Origin of the sequence: Pseudoflavonifractor capillosus (assembly GCF_016899775.1) — a bacterium.
Lineage (GTDB): Bacteria > Bacillota > Clostridia > Oscillospirales > Oscillospiraceae > Lawsonibacter.
In genome coordinates, this window is sequence record NZ_JACJJE010000037.1 from 13,154 (window position 1) to 32,220 (window position 19,067).

A 19,067-nucleotide genomic window follows, 5' to 3' on the forward strand; every position below is an offset into this window, starting at 1 on the left:
CAGTACCTCCTTATTTCGGCTCTCTATATGGTTGTTGTTTTACCATAAATTATCATTCAAATATCCCAGTCTATGAAATCTTCACGGTTCAATACAAAGTGCTGATACAGGCACTTCAAATTTTCCTGTTCATCCCGTGAGAGCTTCGTCCCGTTTTCATACCGCAAAGTGTCGGCATACAGGATAAAACCATCCACTTTTCCTGATGAAGCCCGAAACTCACCGTTTCCAATAATGGCAACATCGCCACATACAAATGTAACCGAAGAAGAAGTGGTGTGGATTTTCATAATTGCTTCGATCATCTGATAATATCACCTCTCATCTCCGGGCGATACCATTCTCCACCCGGATGTCTGCACCCGGATAACGGGACGGAAAAAGTCATAGTCATTGTGAATCTCGTTATCTTCCCGAACCTCCGGTTTACAGTGAGGGGAACAGGGTAAATATCCAAGCAAAGGACCCATGCCGCCGCAGATATTGCAGCCGCCGTCGCCGCCGCAGGTGGTCAATGTTTTCCCCTCTACCAGCTCCCGCTTATAGGGGTCGTAGGCGATCGACAGGCCAAAGAAGTTGGTCTGCTCCATGTCGTATGGCTTACCCTGATCTTCCTCGCTTTCAAAGTGGTGCAGATGCATGGAGTAGTCCAGTCCATCCCCCCATGGGAACAGGGTGCGGCATCCGCCTCCGCACAGATAGGCCCACTCATCCGGCGTGGGAAGGCTGGCTGCCACCTCCCACAACAGGGATCGCTGAAACTCTGCGTAGGTCATGGGATGGCACAGCCACGCTCGCCAACTATCACCATTTCGTTCAAAACGGACAGTTTCGTGTATTTCAAAGCTCTGGCTGTTCTGGCCCGCCCACTTCTGCAAGGTCTCCAGCCAGTCGGGGTGGGCGGTGATGCGTGGATCGTTCATGGGTACGCTTTCCCAGCCAATTTCCTCCAGTTTTCTGCCCACGAACATGGGGGCGATGGTCACCTGGCGTACTGGGGTCATGCCCTGCCTGAGAAATTCCTCCGCAGAGCCCTCATATTCGATTTCCGCAAAAATATCCGCCAGTTCCTCTTGGTTGGCCTTGTCCATTCCTTGGACAAAACTCTCCCAGCCAAGAATCACGGTATCGCCCGGGACAAAGACAAACTCCCGGCCACCTTTTTCAAATAGGCCGGTGGTGCAGCTTTGTCCCCAGCGGGAAAAGGCGTATAGTTCCTTGAATGTCAAATGATAACGAGTCGCCAGCGTCTGCATCAGCCAGAGCTTATCGGACAGTTTCAATGTATCAAATTGTGGTCGAAATAAATTCTCGTTCATAACAAGACCTCTTTCAATTTGCTCCGGCATACTGTGATTCCTTTTCCACAAGGCGAACCGCCTCCGTCAACAGCTTGGGAAGCTGATTCCTTTCTGCTGTTTCATACTGCTGGACTGGATGCGTCCAATCAAAATTTTGAATGATAGAAATGATGTATCTGTCCTGATACCAGCCCATATCCAGCAGAAAGCAGTTCGGATATTCTACTTGCAGCATATCTTCTTTTTGCGTGATATCCAAAAAGATAATCTCTCCAGTGCCAAAATCCATCTTTGACCAGACTTGCACGGCAAAATTCCTCCTCACGATTCTCCGAAATGCTCCAGGTACAACTTCCGCACGGAATAGGGACCAACAAGGGTCGTTTCCTTTCGGCCATCCCAAGAATACACATGAATTTCGCCTTCATCCCCAATGTACCGCTGTTCCTCAAAGGGTGCGGGAAAGGGGAAGCTTTCTACGATGCTCCAATCAATCTTGGGCTTCAGCCCATCAAACTCCTCGCGCTTGAGCCTTTTGAAATTGAACACCAAGGCCGCTCCAATTCCATCGAAAAGCAAATCTGCGTATTCTCTGGGGGTAATATTCTCGCTCACATTGGCAGCTTTGATGTCCACATTCAGAACCTTGTCGCCGCAGTTTGTCCATATTTTATTGGGAGAGAACCAGGTAGTCCGATCTTTGCCGCCTGCAAAGTCCTCGCGGAAATAGCTTCTGTTGGCGCTGTCCATCTCGACCCCTTCCCGAAGCAAGCCGTTGTATGAGGAAAGCGGAAAATATCGGTGTTTTGCCGGGTCAAACTGGTCAAACGAAATGTCCAACAGATACCCATGCTTCTCACTACGCATCAGCTTGTGTGGCTTCACAATGTTTTCTTCGATGAAACTCCAAATGTACTCGTCCACATGAATAGATACACGAGGGCGACTGAATAATGTGATTTTGTAGTGATCCTCTCTGTCCATTCTCTCCGTATTGAACCAAATACGATGAATTTTAACCATAGTTATCCCCTCGCGTGATTTCTGCCAACGACACTTCTGTTTCCGCCTAAAAAAGTAGTTCACCGAAAAACAGCCTGAGAGTTACGGCAGATAATGATTCAAGCTGTGGCTTGCTGAGAGGAGTGTAGTGAAGGACGATTTCTCCATACAACTCCGTGTTGATGTGGTGTTCTTCCAGATACCGCAGAACCTTTCGGTTGTTCCGCACGATATTTAGACGAAACCTGGTATTATCAAGGGCATATTCAAAACAGTCCGGGTCAATCAACTGACCATTGGCTGGATCATTCATTTCCAAGCGGAGTGCTTCCGCGCCGGTCTTGCGGGAGAGTGTAAAGTAACCATCCTCCAGTTCAAAGAACAGGCAGGACAGCCCATCCTCATTGTCCAGCTCCCAAGTCATTCTTTTTGCAAATAATTCCATCATTTTACCTCAGACTGCGTTCCAGTCGCACAACATTTCATTCTGCGTGACCCGGCGCAGTTCGTCCCGTACCTCCATTAGAGCAAAACCCAGCAGGTTTTGCCCCCGCCACTTCATCGGGTCCTGCGCCTCGGGGAAGCTGGCTGCGAGACGAATACCCCAGATGTTATCATAGGGACTGGCCTCCACCAGCACACTATCTCCGGTGGAGAGAAGAAATTCGCGCAGGTCGCGGTTCTGGCTGAATTTGCACCAGTTGCCATTCAATACAATGGCGTATTTGAACTTATCCCATACCTTCTGGTCAAAACCCCGCACCTTGCGGCCCAGGGCCTTGATCTGTTTAGGGTCACTACACTTCAATATCTGCTCCTGGATTTCACTATCGCCAAAGAGCTCCGCCTTGGCCGCCATCATATACTGCTCCATACAAAGATAGGTATTGGCAATGGACCAGAAATCCTCCATCCACCACTGGCTGAGGCAGCTTTTTGTCAGCTGGCCGTCCTCGGAAGGCTGATGGCCCCAGAATAAGCAAAATTCCCGCTTTCTCCCAGCGGCAAACTCCTGCTGAAGCCACTGCCGGGTGTATTTAGGGCTTCCTTCCGGCTGCCACGCATTCACCCAGAAGTCCCCATGTTCCAGCACTTCGCTGCTATCTTCGTCATCCCACCAACCCTTCCAGGTCACCGGCTCGGGAAAGAGGGTGCGGTATTCCGTCCGCTCATCCGGGGAGAGGGTGTCCATCCAATCGCCAAATCGGTATATGTAATCCTCCCCGTAGCCCATGCGCCAGCCAATAGAGTATCGCTCGATCTCCCGGTGAGCCAGCCAAGGGGGAGGCATTATTTTCTTTTCCTGTAATGCCATATCATTTTCCCTTGTCTCACAGCAATTAAATTCTTCTTTTCCTACCATATAATCAAACTTCCGTCTGTTGGTAAGATTGGGGTTCCGTTTTCATTTTCCAGATTCGTCTCATGCGATGCAAATCTTCCATTCCAGCCGAGCACGATATGCCCATCCTTGTAAATATCAATGATCCGGCTGAAAAATAGAGGGAACTGAGGAAACCTTTCAAGGAAGTATTGTTCAACCAGTAAATATTGCACCATTCGGCACAACTGAAGATCTATGCTGTCAGGAAAGCCACAATCACGCAGGAATCTTTTTTCCGCCGAGTTCAGATCGAGGCCATTTGCCTTCGATACTCTTTTTTCATAAGTGCGCCAACTGGCCTCCACACATGGCATAAATTCATTCTGGTAAAACTTCCACCCAGCCGTTTGCAGAATAAAGGTATCTGCACGACAAATGCCTTCTTTGAACAAATTTGTAAGGCAGACGGTTCCTGAGTAGTTCTTTGTATGCAGCAGTAGTTTTTCTGCTTGTTTTGGGTCCTTTTCCTGAAGATATGGGTAATACGATGGTTTATCATACGAAACTCCACAACAGGAAAACCAGGGTATTTCATCGAAAGAACAAAGGGTTTCATTCATTCCTTCTGTAAATACAATCTTTTTCTTGAAAAGCATACTCAGCCCTCATAACTACTCCAAGGTCATTTCACAAAGAACCAGCTTGTTTTTCTCATCGCTGAGAAATGCCCGGTTTCCCCATACATCCAGCACATGGAAGGAAGCGTATCCACGGGGCATGGCAAGGTCGATCAGCACCAAATCTGAAAGGCGCAGCACCTTTTGTTTACCCTTCCAGTCATCATTCTTAAAAATGGGAGACAGGATCAGGCAAGTCCTGTCACCGGAGAATTTTCCGCGCATCCCGTGTTTTCCGGGCAGGCGGCTTAAATTATCTTTGCCCCACAGTTTCTTTTTGAATAGTCCGTTTTCCTCCAGTTCCAGATACCAATAGTAGCCCATGAGAGAAAGACCCGCCGGATTGATGGTGCTGCTTTCCAAAAAGGCATAAAACTGTCCGTCCTGTTCCAGTATGGAGCCAATCATAGGATAGTTGTAGTGAAAGTCTGCCTGGGCAAAATTGCCGCCAGCCCGCTCTACCGCCGCCAAATGGGTCTGTCGGGTCCCTGCTTTGCTGTATACGCAAGAGCCGCTTTCTGCCCAGTGTGCAGTCATGGTTTCAAAGTCTACCGTCAGGCTGGTAAAACTGTTGGTCGCATCAGCGGAGTTGTCCACTCGGCACACAATAGGGAAAACGCCCTGGCTTCCGGTGACTGCTACCGGCTTGGGAATACCCTGGGCACACCAGTTATCCATGGGGATCGGAATCCACTCTCCATCCATCTGCGGCATCCACCAAAGGGATTTACTGGCCGGGCAAACCAACAGTATTCCTCTGTCGCATGAGAGCAAGACAGGATCTTCCCAAACATCTTGCTGCTCTTTCGGCTCCGGGCTGGGAATCCACCTGGAAACTTCGCCTTTGACCCACAAAACGCCGCTGCACTTTTGCGCGAGATGATAGGTCCAAAACACAATTTCATCCTCGCTGCGGGCCACCATACCTTTGCATCCAGTCGGGCTGTATTTGAAGGAAGTTCCCGTCAGTTCAAATTCCTCGAACTCCCAGTCCTTTATCACTTTTAGTTTCGCTTTCATGCTTTCACCTCACAGCAAGTCTACCTTGATACTGCACCGTTCCAGAACCGGCAGCACCTGTTCCGGCTTGGAGGACATGAGAGTAATATGGTTGAGATTGGGGAACTGGCGCAGTTCCGCCTCCGTAATGGTATTAAGATCAAAGGCTCCATCCTCGCCATCCCAGAACGGACAGAGCTGGGTATAAATCTCGCTGCCGCCATCCATCTCAATTTCTGTGACCTCCGGGGCCAGCCGCTCCGGGACAGGGTATTTCTCCAGCCACTTCCGAATCTCTGGGATGGGTTCATACCCTTCCGCGTCAATGTCGATCTTGCGTCGGCTATACTCTCTGGCAAACTCATGTGCATCCAGTTTAGGAGCCAGTAAGCCTTTCTCGTACATCAGGACTTCCATGACCGCCAGCTTGAAGTTGAAGCTGGTAAAGGTGAGCACTGGTTCAGTCGGCTTGGATAACTTGTATTTCTGCGCTTTCGCCGCCTTATTCTCTGGCTCTTTCCAGCTGATCTGTACCATGGCGGAGAGGGCCTCCAGCTTTGCTTTCTGCGCTGATTGCTCCTCTGGAACAGGACCCGGCAAGCGGGTATAAACGGTAAAGCCGCCTAATTTGAGGGTATGGGCAAATCCGGCGAAATCCTTCCAGCTGGCCTCCCGGTAGTCCTTGGACCCGATCCAAACCGCTCCGTCAAATGTCTGCCGAACCGCATACTCTCCCAGTGCCGCTACCCGGACACCAAGGGTTTTGATAATCTGCTCATCTTCATCCAACCAGCCCTGGAGTCCAAGTTCGTCCCACAAAGCAAGGGCCTGGGTATAGGGACTCTCTCGGCCTGTAATGGGGCTTTTCCGTGTTCCATTTTGCAGGACAATGCGGGCGGGCCCCAGCTTTTCCGAAAGCTGCGAAAGGGTAAACGGCGGCGTAAATACCGACCCCAGGATAGTCAGGCTGTCTTTTTTGAGAATGATTTTTCGCTCCGTGGCCTTGGGCGGTAGAAAGATGGGCAGATTCGGGTACACTTCTTTGTACTCCCGCCATTCCAGCTTTTTGGGCTTGTTTGCCGTCCGAAGGAAGCCCCAGAAGTCGATGGGATAACGAAATACCGGCCCAACCTTATCCCGCCGGGTGACGATGACCACCGTGCCATCGGTGAGTATTCCAATGTGCTGCATTTTCTCCCCGCCGAACATTTCCGGACGGATACGCAGCATTTCACGGGTGTTCATGTTGATGAGCTGGGCAAAGTCATCGGAGAGGATTTCGCCGTTTCCCTGCACCAGCAGCCAGTCCCCGGTAAACCAGCGAAGTTTCAGCCCCTCGCCCATTCCAGGCAGGGGGGCGATGCGGCACCGCCCGGTGTCCATGTCCAGTTCCAGCAGGCATTCTTCCATCCGCCCCTTGCCACTGACTGCGTGGATCATGGTAATGCGGCCTGTGCCGGGAACGGGAACGGCCTCGGAGAGATGGTCGTATCCATCCAGAGAGAAGGTGTGTTTTGTTACCTTGCCGTTTTCCCAGCGGTAAATCTGCCCCTTGTACCACTCGTTGGAAAAGTAGACCCGGCCCAGCCCGTCTGTCACGATGCCACAATGGTATTTGGTGCTCCATCCATCTTCCGGCAGAGGCCAGTTTTTCACATCCTGACAGGTGCCCCGGTCGGTGAGTTCAATCCGTGTGGCATTGGTAGGATCGCCCACCCAGAGGGAATGGTCAGCCCAGCACAGGGTCCGGGGCGGACCGTCATATCCAATGGGGGACGGCTCGGCCCAGTTGAGCGTGGCTGGATTCTTGCTCAGCAATGCCCGGCCGATGGTTCCACCACCAGCGGCTCTGGACGCGGCATAGAGTTCATGTTCCGGGGAATAGGTAAGGCACCCAAGGCGCGGCAAGCTGTGGGAGCGGGTCACCTGGGGCGGACGGTGGCGCAGATCGGCCACACAGCCGCTTTTCCATTCTTCTGCATCCTGGTTTTTCCATTTTCCCGCCGCAAAATCACCCGCCAGGGAGTTGAAAAAATAATCGTATCCATCCTGGAGTATGTATTCTTGGCAGGGCATCAGCGCACCAGGGTCCTGCTCTTTAGCGTGGTCGCCCCATTTTCGCCCCCGCTGTTTCATCAGGCGGCAATACTGCCCCTGCTTTTTGCAGTAGCGTTCCCATTCGCTGCGTTGTTCCTCTGGGATCAAGGCAAACAGATACTCGTCCTCATCGTCCAGGTTATACAACGCCCAGCCGAAGGCAGAGAGTTCCTGCCCCAAGGCCGCCGCTCCTTTTTCATGGGGCAATTTCATATATTGGATGCCGATGGCGTCAAAGCGTTCATCCAGCAGCGCCGGGACCTGTGCGCCCCATTTTTCTCGCAGTTCCGCCAGAGTGTCCTGTACGGCTCCGTCAAATTTTAGAATGTCCAGCGCATCGGATATGATTTGTGCCCAGTCTGGCATGAAAGTACCCCCTTTTTAGTGCCTCAAAGTTTGCTGCTCATCCGCTTGACTGGCGCAGACATTACATCTGGAAAATGCTTACACAGAATCTCTGTGAATAAGGTCATTGCAAGAAACGGCTTGAGATTACCTGCTGCAATCTCAAAATATTGAGAATAGCCCCAATCCAACTCATCTTCTCCGCACCAAAAGTTGAGAAGTTCTTCCCCCAGATCCATCCGCTGACTGGATAGGGATTTCCATGGAATCTGTGACCGCAGATACTCCTGAACCTCTCTGAGCTGTTCTGCGGCAATGCGCTGATGGGCATAATCCCACACATTCTTGAAATAGGTATCCAGTTCTACATAGCCAGAAAAGAGGATGCCGCAATCAATCTTGGGAAATATCTCCACCATACAAAGGATGCGCCGCCGGTGAAAAGCCTCCATTTCCCGTTCCAAGGCCTCAGCCTGAATCATTTCGTGTTTCTCTATACAGGCATAAGCTTCATTTTCTGGTATCTGGAACGCTTCATCTACTTTTTTGGCTATGGCAAACATCTGGATTTCATCGGCATTCTTGCGCTTGCGTAGGTCATCCCAACTGCCTCGCTCCCATTTATCCTCTTTTGAATAACAAGCAGAGCATATCGCCTGTGCCGGGTCAATTTCTCTTGTCAAACAGTAAGGACAAAGAATTTTCGCATTCTCACACAATCTGATCGGCTCCTTTATATTATTCCATGCCCGCTTCTATTTCTTCCGCTTCCGACAAGCCATATACATCCGTTGGCGTATCCCCTGAAAACTCAACCATAAGTCCAAATGGCTCCCCCACAGGAAGAGTACAAATCTCAAAGTGTAGGCCCCATTCTGTCTCATCATAAAACAGAAATTGCGGCTGCTCGGCGGGAATCTCCGTTTCAGGGAATGGAGCGCGCTGCAATCCAAACTTCTCAGGGCTTTTACCAATCTGCGCCTGAATCTCATGCTCCGCTTTTGAAAGATACTCCCGCCAGTTTTGAAGCACAGAACGGATAAAATCCAGGTTTGCCGACCGGAGTTCAGATGTGTTCAAAATAATGGAAAACAGGATCTCTGTGTCTGCGATTCTTCCAGTCCAGCAGTGGATGGTCCCTGGTCCTTTCTGAAAGGTCAGTGCTCCCAATCCAAAATCGGAATGTTCAAAAAACTGTTCCATATCATTCTTGCCCCAATCCCCAGGTTACAGCGACAGCCATGTGGTCAAAGCACTGATTTCCTCCCGCAGCAATGCGGATTTCCCAGCGGCGGCAAAGGCTTTTTGGATGCCGCCATAGCGCCGCTCGGAGCGATCCGCCAGCTGGAGCGCGGCTGCCTCCAGATTGGGAATCGCCATCACAGCATCTGCCAGCGCCTGGGCGGAGAGTTTATCCCCGATCAGAGAGGCGGCAAAGCAGCGCAAATGGCTGTGGGAGAGGGCGGACAAATCGTTTAGTTTATGCAGCTCATAGAGTTTCAGGGCATAAAGGGAAGGAAGCCCATCCAGAGCCGGTAGTTCCTGCACAGCTGGGAGTGACTGGAGATAGAGTTTCTGAAGCCGGGTCGCCGGAGTCAGGAAAGGGGCAAGATCTTCCGTTTTCCGCATTTCCTCCAAATGGAGATAGGTAATGCTGGTGAGAAGTGGGGTGATGTCGCCATTCTTTTCTCCACGCAGGTGGAGAACACGCAGGCCGGGGAGAGAAACATTGTCCCAGGAAACAGGGGCCGACAGCCATAGGGACAGTGTATGAAGCTGCTTTAGCTCGGAGAGAACTTCTACACCCTCACACTTTTCCATCAGGGTCAGTTCCTCCAGATTGGGATAATCTCGCAGGAAGGACAGATTCACCTTCCGCTCTCCCGTCACAGACAGACACCGTACCGCATCTGGTTTTTGTCCATTTAGATCAATCTTTTCTCCGCCACGCCAAAAGACCGCCGTGCAAAAAGAGGGCTCCATTTTCATAAAAGTCACCAGTCCCGTTCCCGGATAGCCTCCTCCATGTCAATCGGAATGCCAAACCACTTCAAAATGTAGTCTACAGTGACGCCGATGCAGTCCCGGGCTACCGTTTCAATCTCACTGTTGTTCTCGTAAAATTCGTCCTGGAGGTCATTGATGCCGCAAACTGCTTCGTCCAGCTTTTCCTGCACCACTTCGGTGTCGGTTTCGCCGCTCTCCAGCAGGTCGATGACCTTCTGGAGTTCGTCCTTTACCTTGTCTACCAGAAAAACTGGATAGTAATCATCCTGATACATCTCGTCCAGCAGTTTGTAATCGGGATCAAAGGTTTTCATTTTGTGTCTTCCTTTCTTCGTAGTTCACAGTTCAGGCACTTGCCTTCTTGATATTTTTTTCTCACTCACCGCCAAACCGCTCAGCAGCGTCTTTGTAAACAGTAATACTTTCTTCCACGCTCACTTTTTCGCTGCGAATACGGAAGTAGTCCCGCAGGGCGCGCCTGAGTTCTGGGTTCTCCACTTTGCGGGGCAGCAGGCTGATGAGCATTTCGTCGTAGCTCCCGTATAGCACACCGCCCCGGTTATAGGTCTGCCATGTCACCGCGGGCTTTTTGCCCTCCGGGTCTTTTGCCAGAGCAAAGAGCCACCGCTCATCCAGCTCCACATAGCGTTCAATCGTAAACCTTGTGTCATAGGTCCCATAGCTGTAATCACCCCAGAAAATCAGGGCGCGCAGCCCGTCGGGACCCGAGCGTTCAAAGGCCCAGTCCTCCGGATAGCTGCGGTAATCCAGCAGCCCCAGGGCGTTCAACAGATAGCTCGCCTTTGGAGTCCCCAAAAGGGGCGAATAGGTCTCATACACCTGCTCCTTGGGCTGGGTGAGAATCGCCTTCATAAAGACCGGGATCAGCCAGCTGCCGCCGCAGCGTTCGTTCAGCTCATCCGCCAATGCCTGCAGCCGCTCATCCGGGTTGCGGATCAGGGAGGCGGTCAGCACCACAGCGGGAATTTTCTCTTTTTCCCTGGGTGTGGCATCCCAAATGCGAAGTCCGTCCGTAATCCACCAAGAGGTGCAGTCGTCATCCGGATAAACAGGCGCGCGTTTAAGCCGGGCGAGCCGCTGGGCGTTTTCTGCCAGGAAGCGGTAGACCTCCAGCATTTTGAGCGAGGCTTTCCCCATCATCAGATGGAGACAGAAGTTCAACTGTTCGATTTCCAGGGGCTTTGTGTCCCCCTCGTCCAGCAGCCGGGAGAGGGTCTTTAAGATGGCCGGGGCGATCTGCTCCGACACGCAGTCGGAACAGGCGTCCGCCATGATATGGCTGCCCATCCATTTACCCTTGACCAGCTTGGCCCACAGTGGGGCGGCGGGGGCATACTCCAGCTGCGCCAGAGCCTTCTGAGCAGCCGTCTTGCACTTGCCCTTTTCCATATTCACAAGCTGGAGAAGCAGTTCGCCGTTGGCTTCAGCCTTGCCCAACTCCAAAATGGCCTGTTCTCGCTTGACCCCCTTGGGGGGCAGTTGTTCCATAGTCATATTGCGTTCTCCCCTTATTCCTCAAACTCGCCCTCGATCATTCCATTGAGATATTTTCCGGGGTCAGCGATAAATTCCTCCCATCTAGCTAACGGATGAAACTCCTCATGCTCGATGTCCAGATACCACAGTTTTTTATCTCTGGGACTCCACAGCAGCAGATAGTCGCTGTAGTTGTCCATCTTCGCCATCAGGGAGAGCAGCTTTTTTCGTTTCCAGGTCATCTCCTGCACATCCATGTAGGGGTAAAGCTCCGCCCATTTCACCAGCTCCCGCTCCGGAAATTCCAGGCGCAGGGGGCCGGTTTTCAAATATTCCACCAGCTTGGCAGGCAGCTTGTAAGGCATGAGCTGACGCACCTTTTCCTGTTCGTTATGCCAGCCCTCCGGCTCCAGGGCTTTTAAGTAGGCGGCCATTTCCTGATTTTTGTTCTGCACCGCCACGGTGTAGGGCCGGTCGCCGTATTTATCCGGGATGGTGATGTCGGCCCCCTGCTCCACCAGCCAGCGCACCATAGAAAAATCGTTGTGCCGTGCCGCTTCGGTGACAGGGGTGGAAGCGTAGGGGAACACCATGTCCGGCTTGTGGTAGTTGATATCGGCCCCTTTTTGAATCAGGTACTCCGCAAGCATCTGATTTCCATGGCTCGCCATACTGCGCAGGGCTTCACCGCCGTATCGCTTCAAATCCATGCTCAGCCTGTCCAAAATTGGGAGCACATCAGGATCACGCCGGTTCTCCAGATGGAGAAACAGCCGGTAGATATCCTCTTGTTTTGCGGGAATTCTGACTCCCGCATGGATCAGAAAAGAAAACAGGGACAGGTCTGGACTGCGCAGGGAGCCATAAAGCAATGCTTCCGGGTTATGGGTCAAATCTGCGCCGGATTCGATCAGCAGCCGCACCATGTCCATCCGGTTTTCCAGCACCGCCAGTTCCAGCGGAGAGGTTTCCTCCTCCCGCGGCCATGCTCCAATCGTTACCTGATAGCACTGCGGCTCATTGGGAGAATGCCCTGCGTGAAGCAGGGAACGAATCGCCTCTATGTCACCACTTTTGATGGCAGCCATCATGGGAGGTACATTTGAATAGCTTACTTCACTCATCCGAGTCCTCCTTATAGTCTATTGAAAAATTTCCTGATACCTTTCTCTCAGTTCCTTCGGAGCCGTCTTAATGACCTTGCTGCCGCCGTTTTCAGAGGCTTGCCCCCAGATGGCCCAGAGCAGGCTCTGCCAAGCGATGGCCCGGAATTTCGGGTCTTCGTTTTCTTCCGGCAGGAGATAAGCGGAAAAGCGGCGCTTGACTGCCAGCAGTGCATCCAGGCTTTCCCCATTGGCTATCAGGCTGCGGAATTCTCTGGCAGGCTCCAGCCACTGCATAGATAATGCGCCCCGCACCAATACCCCCAGCGTCCATGGTTGGAACCCAAACTTTCGGATCAAGGCATGAAGGAATTTCCCTTGCAGGGAGGAGTGCTCGTCATCGCAGAGATCCAGATACTCCGTCACCAGCGGTGCCCACGGTTCTCCCTCCAGCCCCAGGGCAAACACGGCGAAGGTGCCGGGCATCGCACAGGCTTCATCCGCGAGGTTTTGGTACCACTCAAACTCCCGCATAGCCAGGCGAGCGTACCGCGCCATAGCCGAGTGCAGATTGGGGTGCTGCACAGCGCAGGCAAAGAGCTGATTGACTCCCTTTTTGGGCAGGCCGGGAATGGGCTGGTAAATCTTCTCCGGCCCCCGGAACTCCACCGAGTAACTGCGGGGAAATTCCTCCTGCTCCAGCACCGCGCACAGGTAGTCCAGGATTTCCCCATAGCACTCCTCGGTGGAGTCCCTGGCGGTGATGCGGATGGTGGCAAACGCATCGTTGGCCGATGCGGTGAAATGCTCCGTCTTACGCCGCTGGATGTCCTTTGGCAATTTGCCGCTGCCGCCCGTTTTCAGCTGCTTCACCATGTCCGGGCGAATCTGGGAAACCAGGCCGAGAATGTGCTCGGTGGTGAGGGAGTTGTAGCTGGCTCCATATACCGTATAACAGACCGCCACATAGCAGGCAAAGCGCAGCAGGCCGTCATCCACATCCTCCGGCCTCAGTTCGGGCCACACGGTGCAGGGCGGGTAAGCGGAAAAGTAATCCTCTTTCTCTCCAACCTCAAAATACCGCTCCTGCACCTGATGTTCGATGTATTGTCCCAGTGTGTGGTCAATCTCTTTCCAGCCCGCCAGCCGCCGCAGGGCATCGCAGAAGGCGACCGCATCCGCATAGGGAAATCCCTTCAAAGGCAGTTTGGACAGGTACCGCTCCAGCAGCTGGCTGGGAAGAAAGGGTGTTCCGTTTTGATTCCGAACAACCACCGGGTAGCCGGAATGGTTTTCTTTTGCGGTTCCATCCAACACATCCTGAATGCACTGATCGGCTTGTTCCAGCACTTCGGGGTCCGTGTCCGGTTTATGGATCAGATAATAACGGCCATGCACGCCGTCTCGTTTCGGTAAACTCATAGCAGGCCACCTCTTTCTTCCAGGCTCTCCGTGATTGGAATAAAAATCTGCCGGCAACGCTCTTTCAGTTCCTCCGAAGCTGCTTCCACCACTTTTTGACCACCCTTGGCGCTGCCCTTTCCCCAGATCACATAGCAGACCGTTTCCCATGCGTATTGCAGCACTTCCTCCGGGCTGGCTTCTGTTTCCTCGGCGGGTTTCTCGTCCTCGTCATCATCGTCATCCTCGTCGGAGGAAAAACCGCTTGGAACGATCTCGGACAGGTGGATTTTTGCCTCCAGCAGAGCGTCCAGGCTTTCTGCGTTTGCTATCCACGCGGCATAGTCCTTGGAATACTTCATGTTCTGCATGGACAGCACCCCACGGACAAATACAGGGACGGTATCAGCGGTAAATCCGAACTGTTTCACATACTCCCGGAGGAATTTTTCCTGTAAGTGGGAGTGCTCATCATCACAGAGATCGAGATAATCCCATACCAGCTGCCGCCACTCTTGCCCCAGCATTCCCAGGGCGAACACGGCAAAACTTCCGGGGAGCGCGCACTGCTCATCGCTGAGATTGGTGTACTGCTCATATTGCCGCATGGCAAGCCGGGCGTACCGTTCCATCAGGGGGTGGAGGCCGGGATACTGCACGGCACAGGCAAAGAGCTGGTTTACTCCCTTTTTGGGCAGTCCCGTGATGGGAAGATAACTTTTTTCCGGCCCTTTGAACTCCACCCCATAGCTGCGGGGAAAATCCTCCTGCTCCAGAAGCTCACACAGGTAGTTCAGCACTTCATGGCAGCATTCCTCTGTGTTGTCCCTGGCAGTAATACGGATAACGGCAAAGGCATCGTTGGCCGATGCGGTGAAGTGCTCTGTTTTCCGTTTTTGCAAAGAGATCGGCAGCCTGCCGGTCCCATGTTCCCGGAGCTTTTTTACCATATCGGGACGGACTTTCTCCACCAATCCGAAGAGGTAATTGGCGTCCAGATACTGAAAGTCCAAACCATACACTTTATAGCTCACCGCCACATAGCAGGCAAAACGCAGCAGCGGCTCCGGGACCTCCTCTGCACGGATATCTGGTTTCAGGGAATACTCCCGATCCCAGAAGTGGTCATCTTCATTGCCTGTCACGACAAAATACTTCTCCTGCAGCTCCCGTTTCAGCATATCAAGTAAATGGTGGTCAATTTCACCCCACCGGCTCTGGCGGCGCAGGTTTTCGCTGAAGGCGATGGCCTTTTCCGCGTCAAGGGTCTCAGCCCGCTGCGCTTCGGTCCATGTCCGAAGCAGTTGCCACACCTCAAAGGGCGCGCCTTCGCTGCTGACCACGACCGGTGGCCAGAGGGAATCAAGCCGCGTGATTCTCCCGTCAATGGCATCCTGGATGCACTGGTCAAAGAGCGGCTGCAGTTCCTCCTGTACCTCTGGCTTCATCCAGTAACAGCGCCCGTCCGCACTATTTCGTTTTGGTAAACTCATATCAGGCCACCTCTTTCCGAACAATAAAAAATGCCCCGCGACACCCTGTCATTTGGACAGGCTGACGCAGGGCGCGAAAAGGCCGCACAGAACCAAGACCTGTATCCCAAGGCTCTGTGTCTGACGATATTCTGCTGTCTTTCCCGTCCGCTTGGACATGGGTACTCATCTCTAGCCATTTGCTTTCACCTGCCGCACATCCTCTTTTACCCGCTCCATCTCGTCCACCAGAGCCCTGACCTGGAACTCCACCATGTCCTCCGCCACTTCTGGAAACAGGAAGGGCATAGTGTCCGGAATGGCCTTGTGCACCATCATCATGCTGAGGGCCAGATTGCCAAACAGCCGGGGATCAATACTGTCCACAGGGAGGCCAAAGATGGAGAGCAGTTTCCCATAAAAACTGACCTGGTCCTGTCGAAAGGCCTGAAAATTCTCCTCGGAAAGGCAGCGGCGCGCCTGCTGCTCCTCCTCAATGGACAAAACAGCAACTCCGCTTTCGGCCCCGTAGCAGCAGTTTTTCAGGAAGGTTTCCACGCCCGCCCGCCAACTGAGTGCCGGATCCTCCATCAGCTGCCGGGCATAATCCAGCAGCCTGGGCTGCTGATATCGCAGGGCGTGGAGCACCAGTTCCTCCTTGGATGAGAAGAAACTGTAGAAGAAAGTCTTGGAGATTCCCACTTTTCCGCACAGAACATCAATGCTGCTGTGAATCAATCCCCGATCCGCGATACACCGGATCATGGTGACCATCAGGGCTTCCTTTACCTGCGCCCTCTCCTCATCGGAATACGCCTTTCTTGCCACAAGCCGTCACCACCCTGTATAAAATATAAAATCAAAAAATAGTCTTTATTTGTATTATAGCGAAACTTAAATGAAATGCAAGACTGTTCACAAAAATAAGTCCCCCGGTGCAACACACCGTGGGCATAGTAGGATGCGTTCAAGATGCCGGGGTAATCTTTGTTAACACCGTGCTAAAACCATTCTGAAAGATGTGGTTGCTAACTGCCTCCCAATGCGTTACTCTGACCACATTTTTAGCCACAGTGCCGCTCGGAGCACACGGAAACAGTCCATCCGAAGAATGCTAAAGAGTAATCGGAATGGAACAAAAATGGCTATAAAGTATTAGAAATAATACAAAAAAGATAATTCCATCTCTTTGTTTATGCAGCGCAATTTTTGAGATACCCGAAGCATTGCTGTGCACAGCGTCGGTGAAAAAGCTGGGAACCTTTTGGAACCTCTGGATTTCCTCAAATCTACGACCACCTGAAATCCGAAAAGCCGGTTCAGCGACCACCTAAGCTTGCGCTGCGGCAAAATCCCGCAATCCCTTCACACGCCCCGCACTGCGGGGCGTTGTAGCTGGGAGGTGGGCGCTTTGCGACCACCTCCCTTTATCCTCGTACTAAAATCGAACGCCCCTGATCCCAGCGAAACAGCCGGAACCAGGGGCAAAAAAATATTTTTCTAGGAATCAGAATTCGCTTCAAAAATGGAAAATACGGAGTCCTCTGGGCGCTAACTTTCTGTTCCCGCCTTTCGCCCACAAGAGCTGCACAGCGGCTTCATGCCGGCGCTTGTTGGTACACGGTTGTCCTGCGCCCAATCGTCTCACACAAAGCCGCACAGGGGCAGCACGGCGGGATTTCGCTCCGTGTCCTACAGGGCACCGCAGTTTTTTGTTCTCTATCGATAAAGTGGGTCCGGGCTTCCGCCCGGAAACTGCGTCGGCTGCCGCTTGCGGCAAGCCAGACGCTCTGCTTGCCCCACCTAAGGGTGGGTAAAATTGCTTCCTCGTACAGGTTTTGAACCATAAAACGCAAGAGGACCGCCCATCCCATTGGGGCGGGCGGTCCTGTTTACCTCAAGTCCGTCAGGACAGAGCTTGGGCGCTCAGCGCCAGTTCTCATTTCCGTTGTTCTTGGTGTAGTCGTGGCTGTTGGCCGTCTCCATGATGGAGTAGTACGCCCAATGGGAGGGCTTTACATCCGGGAAGGTGTTCAGCTCGTCCTCATGCCGGTCGATGTAGTCCTCATCGGCTACACGCCCCAGCATGTTGTTGACGATCACGGAGACCTCCGCGCGGGTGATGCACTCGTTGGGACGGAAGCTGCGGTCAGCCCCGGAAATCCAACCGTAGCTGGTGGCTTGGGCCACATAGTCGTAGAACCAGTCACTGGTGGACACATCCCGGAAGTCACAGTCGAAATCTTCCGGCTCGTAGGCAAAGGCCAAGGCGATAACGCAGAATTCTGCCCGGGTGATGGGGGCGTCCGGACGGAAGGTCCCGTCGGGATAGCCATTGATCATACCCAGAGAGGCCAGGGTGTTTACAGCTTCCGCATACCACGCATCCGCGGGCACATCGGAGAAGCTGACCGTGTGAGGCACATTCTGGTCCAGCAGCAGTGCGTAGAACATCTGAGCTGCCTCCGCACGGGTTATATTCTGGCCAGGGCCAAACGAGCCATCCGGATAGCCGGTCATATACTGAACATGGTCTTTGGTATTCAGATAACGGTCGGTGCCGCTGTCGCTGGGATCGGCGGCTCTGCGGGCAAAGATGGCCTCGATCTCATGGTCCTCGTCTACGTCCTTGAAGGTGTACTTGTCCACGCTGCCCACGCTCTCGCCGTCCACCAGGACGTCGGAGATGCGGTAGCCGTTGTCCGCGGAGATGCGGAAGGTCTGGTCATTCCCCTTGCGGACCTCGACCTTGTTGTCGGAGCCGCCGTCGGGGGTGATCTCGCCGCCCTTGCCGCAGATCACGGTGATGGTGTACTTCTTGGTGGAGGTGCTTCCGCCGCCTCCGCCGCCGCCGCTGCTGCGGCGGTCCCAGTCGGCGTACAGGGTGATGTCGCCGGTCACGGGGGTGTTAAAGTCGTAGGCGTTCTTCAGGGTCTCGTCGGTGAACCAGCCCTCGAAGGTGTAGTTGCTGCGGGTGGGGTTGGCGGGCTTGACCGCCTTCTCCCCCTCCTTGACCGTCTGACTGGCGACCGCGCTGCCGCCGTTGCTGTCAAAGGTCACGGTGAAGGTCTTCTCCACGGGAGGTGTGGTCACCGGACGGACCTCGACCCAGACCCAGCCGTCGTTGATCTGGAGGTCGCCCTCCCAGACCAGCTCATAGCCGGCGGGGATGTCCTTGAAGGTGCTGGTGTTTACCATGGTGGCGTCGGCGGCTACGGTGACGGAGCCCTCAGCCACCTGCTGGTTGTTGATAACGTCCCAGTAGTTCAGGCCAACGGTCTTGGTCTCGGCCTCCACGGGACGGACCTCAACCCAGACCCAGCCGTCGTTGATCTGGAGGTCGCCCTCCCAGACCAGCTCATAGCCGGCGGGAATATCCTTGAAGGTGCTGGTATTTACGCTGGTGGCGTCGGCGTCCACGGTGATTGTGAAGCTCTCGCCCACCTGAGTGTTGTTGACAGTGTCCCAATATCTTACATTTACAGGAATAGTACTTTTAATTTCTTCGACTGTAACATCCTCCTTTCCGCCATCAGTTACGAAAAAATCGCCGAACTCCATCAGCTTAAAGCCTTCGGGCAAGTATTGCTCCAGAATCTCAAAATTCTGGATGCCCTCGGGCAGGAAGTAGTCGCCGCCAGCGACGAACTCGCCGTCAACGGTCACAAAGCGGATGTTCATGATAACGTCGGTGCTGATCTTCTCGATGTTGACAACCAGCTTGCCGCCGTCCTCGGCCATGAAGTCGCCGGACACAGTCATCTCGTACCCTTCGGGCACATACTGCTCCAGCACGGAGTAGTTCTGAACGCCGGCAGGTACGAAGTAGTCACCGCCAGCAA

19 protein-coding genes are annotated in these 19,067 nt (G+C 53.2%); all 19 read right to left on the reverse strand.

All coding sequences use genetic code 11. The features are described 5' to 3' along the window. Positions 1–56 precede the first annotated feature (56 nt). Positions 57–305 (reverse strand): hypothetical protein, encoded by a 249-nt coding sequence (locus H6B31_RS11435; protein ID WP_204898631.1) that lies wholly within the window; start codon positions 303–305, stop codon positions 57–59. 9 nt (positions 306–314) lie between these two features. Beyond that, positions 315–1,319 (reverse strand): hypothetical protein, encoded by a 1,005-nt coding sequence (locus tag H6B31_RS11440; protein WP_204898632.1) that lies wholly within the window; start codon positions 1,317–1,319, stop codon positions 315–317. A gap of 13 nt (positions 1,320–1,332) precedes the next feature. Beyond that, the gene (locus tag H6B31_RS11445) at positions 1,333–1,590 is read right to left on the reverse strand and encodes a hypothetical protein (protein WP_243419008.1); all 258 of its coding nucleotides are present in this window, start codon (positions 1,588–1,590) and stop codon (positions 1,333–1,335) included. A 32-nt stretch (positions 1,591–1,622) separates the two neighbouring features. Then, positions 1,623–2,324, reverse strand: a complete 702-nt coding sequence (locus H6B31_RS11450; protein ID WP_025543814.1) for a hypothetical protein — start codon at positions 2,322–2,324, stop codon at positions 1,623–1,625. Positions 2,325–2,370: 46 nt separating this feature from the next. Further along, positions 2,371–2,748, reverse strand: coding sequence for a hypothetical protein (locus H6B31_RS11455; protein ID WP_243419009.1), 378 nt, complete (start codon positions 2,746–2,748; stop codon positions 2,371–2,373). A 9-nt stretch (positions 2,749–2,757) separates the two neighbouring features. Next, on the reverse strand, positions 2,758–3,618 hold the full coding sequence (gene ybiA, locus H6B31_RS11460) for a riboflavin biosynthesis intermediates N-glycosidase (RefSeq protein ID WP_204898642.1): 861 nt from the start codon (positions 3,616–3,618) through the stop codon (positions 2,758–2,760). A 41-nt stretch (positions 3,619–3,659) separates the two neighbouring features. Next, complete coding sequence (locus tag H6B31_RS11465; protein ID WP_204898634.1) at positions 3,660–4,283, reverse strand: hypothetical protein; 624 nt, start codon at positions 4,281–4,283, stop codon at positions 3,660–3,662. Positions 4,284–4,298: 15 nt separating this feature from the next. Further along, positions 4,299–5,324 carry a hypothetical protein gene (locus H6B31_RS11470; protein WP_204898635.1) on the reverse strand — a complete coding sequence of 342 codons (1,026 nt, stop codon included), beginning with the start codon at positions 5,322–5,324 and terminating at the stop codon, positions 4,299–4,301. Between the two features lie 9 nt (positions 5,325–5,333). Continuing rightward, positions 5,334–7,766: a DUF6892 domain-containing protein gene (locus H6B31_RS11475; protein WP_204898636.1), complete on the reverse strand. Its 2,433-nt coding sequence runs from the start codon at positions 7,764–7,766 to the stop codon at positions 5,334–5,336. Between the two features lie 23 nt (positions 7,767–7,789). Beyond that, positions 7,790–8,464, reverse strand: a complete 675-nt coding sequence (locus H6B31_RS11480; RefSeq protein WP_243419011.1) for a hypothetical protein — start codon at positions 8,462–8,464, stop codon at positions 7,790–7,792. A 19-nt stretch (positions 8,465–8,483) separates the two neighbouring features. Beyond that, positions 8,484–8,948 (reverse strand): hypothetical protein, encoded by a 465-nt coding sequence (locus H6B31_RS11485; RefSeq protein ID WP_204898637.1) that lies wholly within the window; start codon positions 8,946–8,948, stop codon positions 8,484–8,486. 24 nt (positions 8,949–8,972) lie between these two features. Next, positions 8,973–9,734, reverse strand: coding sequence for a hypothetical protein (locus H6B31_RS11490; RefSeq protein WP_243419013.1), 762 nt, complete (start codon positions 9,732–9,734; stop codon positions 8,973–8,975). Positions 9,735–9,739: 5 nt separating this feature from the next. Then, positions 9,740–10,066 (reverse strand): DUF5713 family protein, encoded by a 327-nt coding sequence (locus H6B31_RS11495; protein WP_006354163.1) that lies wholly within the window; start codon positions 10,064–10,066, stop codon positions 9,740–9,742. Positions 10,067–10,127: 61 nt separating this feature from the next. Beyond that, a complete protein-coding gene (locus H6B31_RS11500) occupies positions 10,128–11,267 on the reverse strand; it encodes a hypothetical protein (RefSeq protein WP_006354162.1) in 1,140 nt (379 codons plus the stop codon). 14 nt (positions 11,268–11,281) lie between these two features. Further along, positions 11,282–12,373 (reverse strand): ankyrin repeat domain-containing protein, encoded by a 1,092-nt coding sequence (locus H6B31_RS11505; protein ID WP_204898638.1) that lies wholly within the window; start codon positions 12,371–12,373, stop codon positions 11,282–11,284. Positions 12,374–12,391: 18 nt separating this feature from the next. Then, positions 12,392–13,774, reverse strand: a complete 1,383-nt coding sequence (locus H6B31_RS11510; protein WP_204898639.1) for a DUF6138 family protein — start codon at positions 13,772–13,774, stop codon at positions 12,392–12,394. Then, entirely contained in the window at positions 13,771–15,246 is a 1,476-nt protein-coding gene (locus H6B31_RS11515; protein ID WP_346014072.1) for a DUF6138 family protein, read from the reverse strand. Before H6B31_RS11515 ends, H6B31_RS11510 begins: the two co-directional genes overlap by 4 nt. Before the next feature lie 171 nt (positions 15,247–15,417). Then, the gene (locus tag H6B31_RS11520) at positions 15,418–16,053 is read right to left on the reverse strand and encodes a TetR/AcrR family transcriptional regulator (RefSeq protein ID WP_204898640.1); all 636 of its coding nucleotides are present in this window, start codon (positions 16,051–16,053) and stop codon (positions 15,418–15,420) included. A 1,098-nt stretch (positions 16,054–17,151) separates the two neighbouring features. Continuing rightward, the coding region (locus tag H6B31_RS11525; RefSeq protein WP_204898641.1) for an S-layer homology domain-containing protein at positions 17,152–19,067 on the reverse strand (1,916 nt) is incomplete at its 5' end.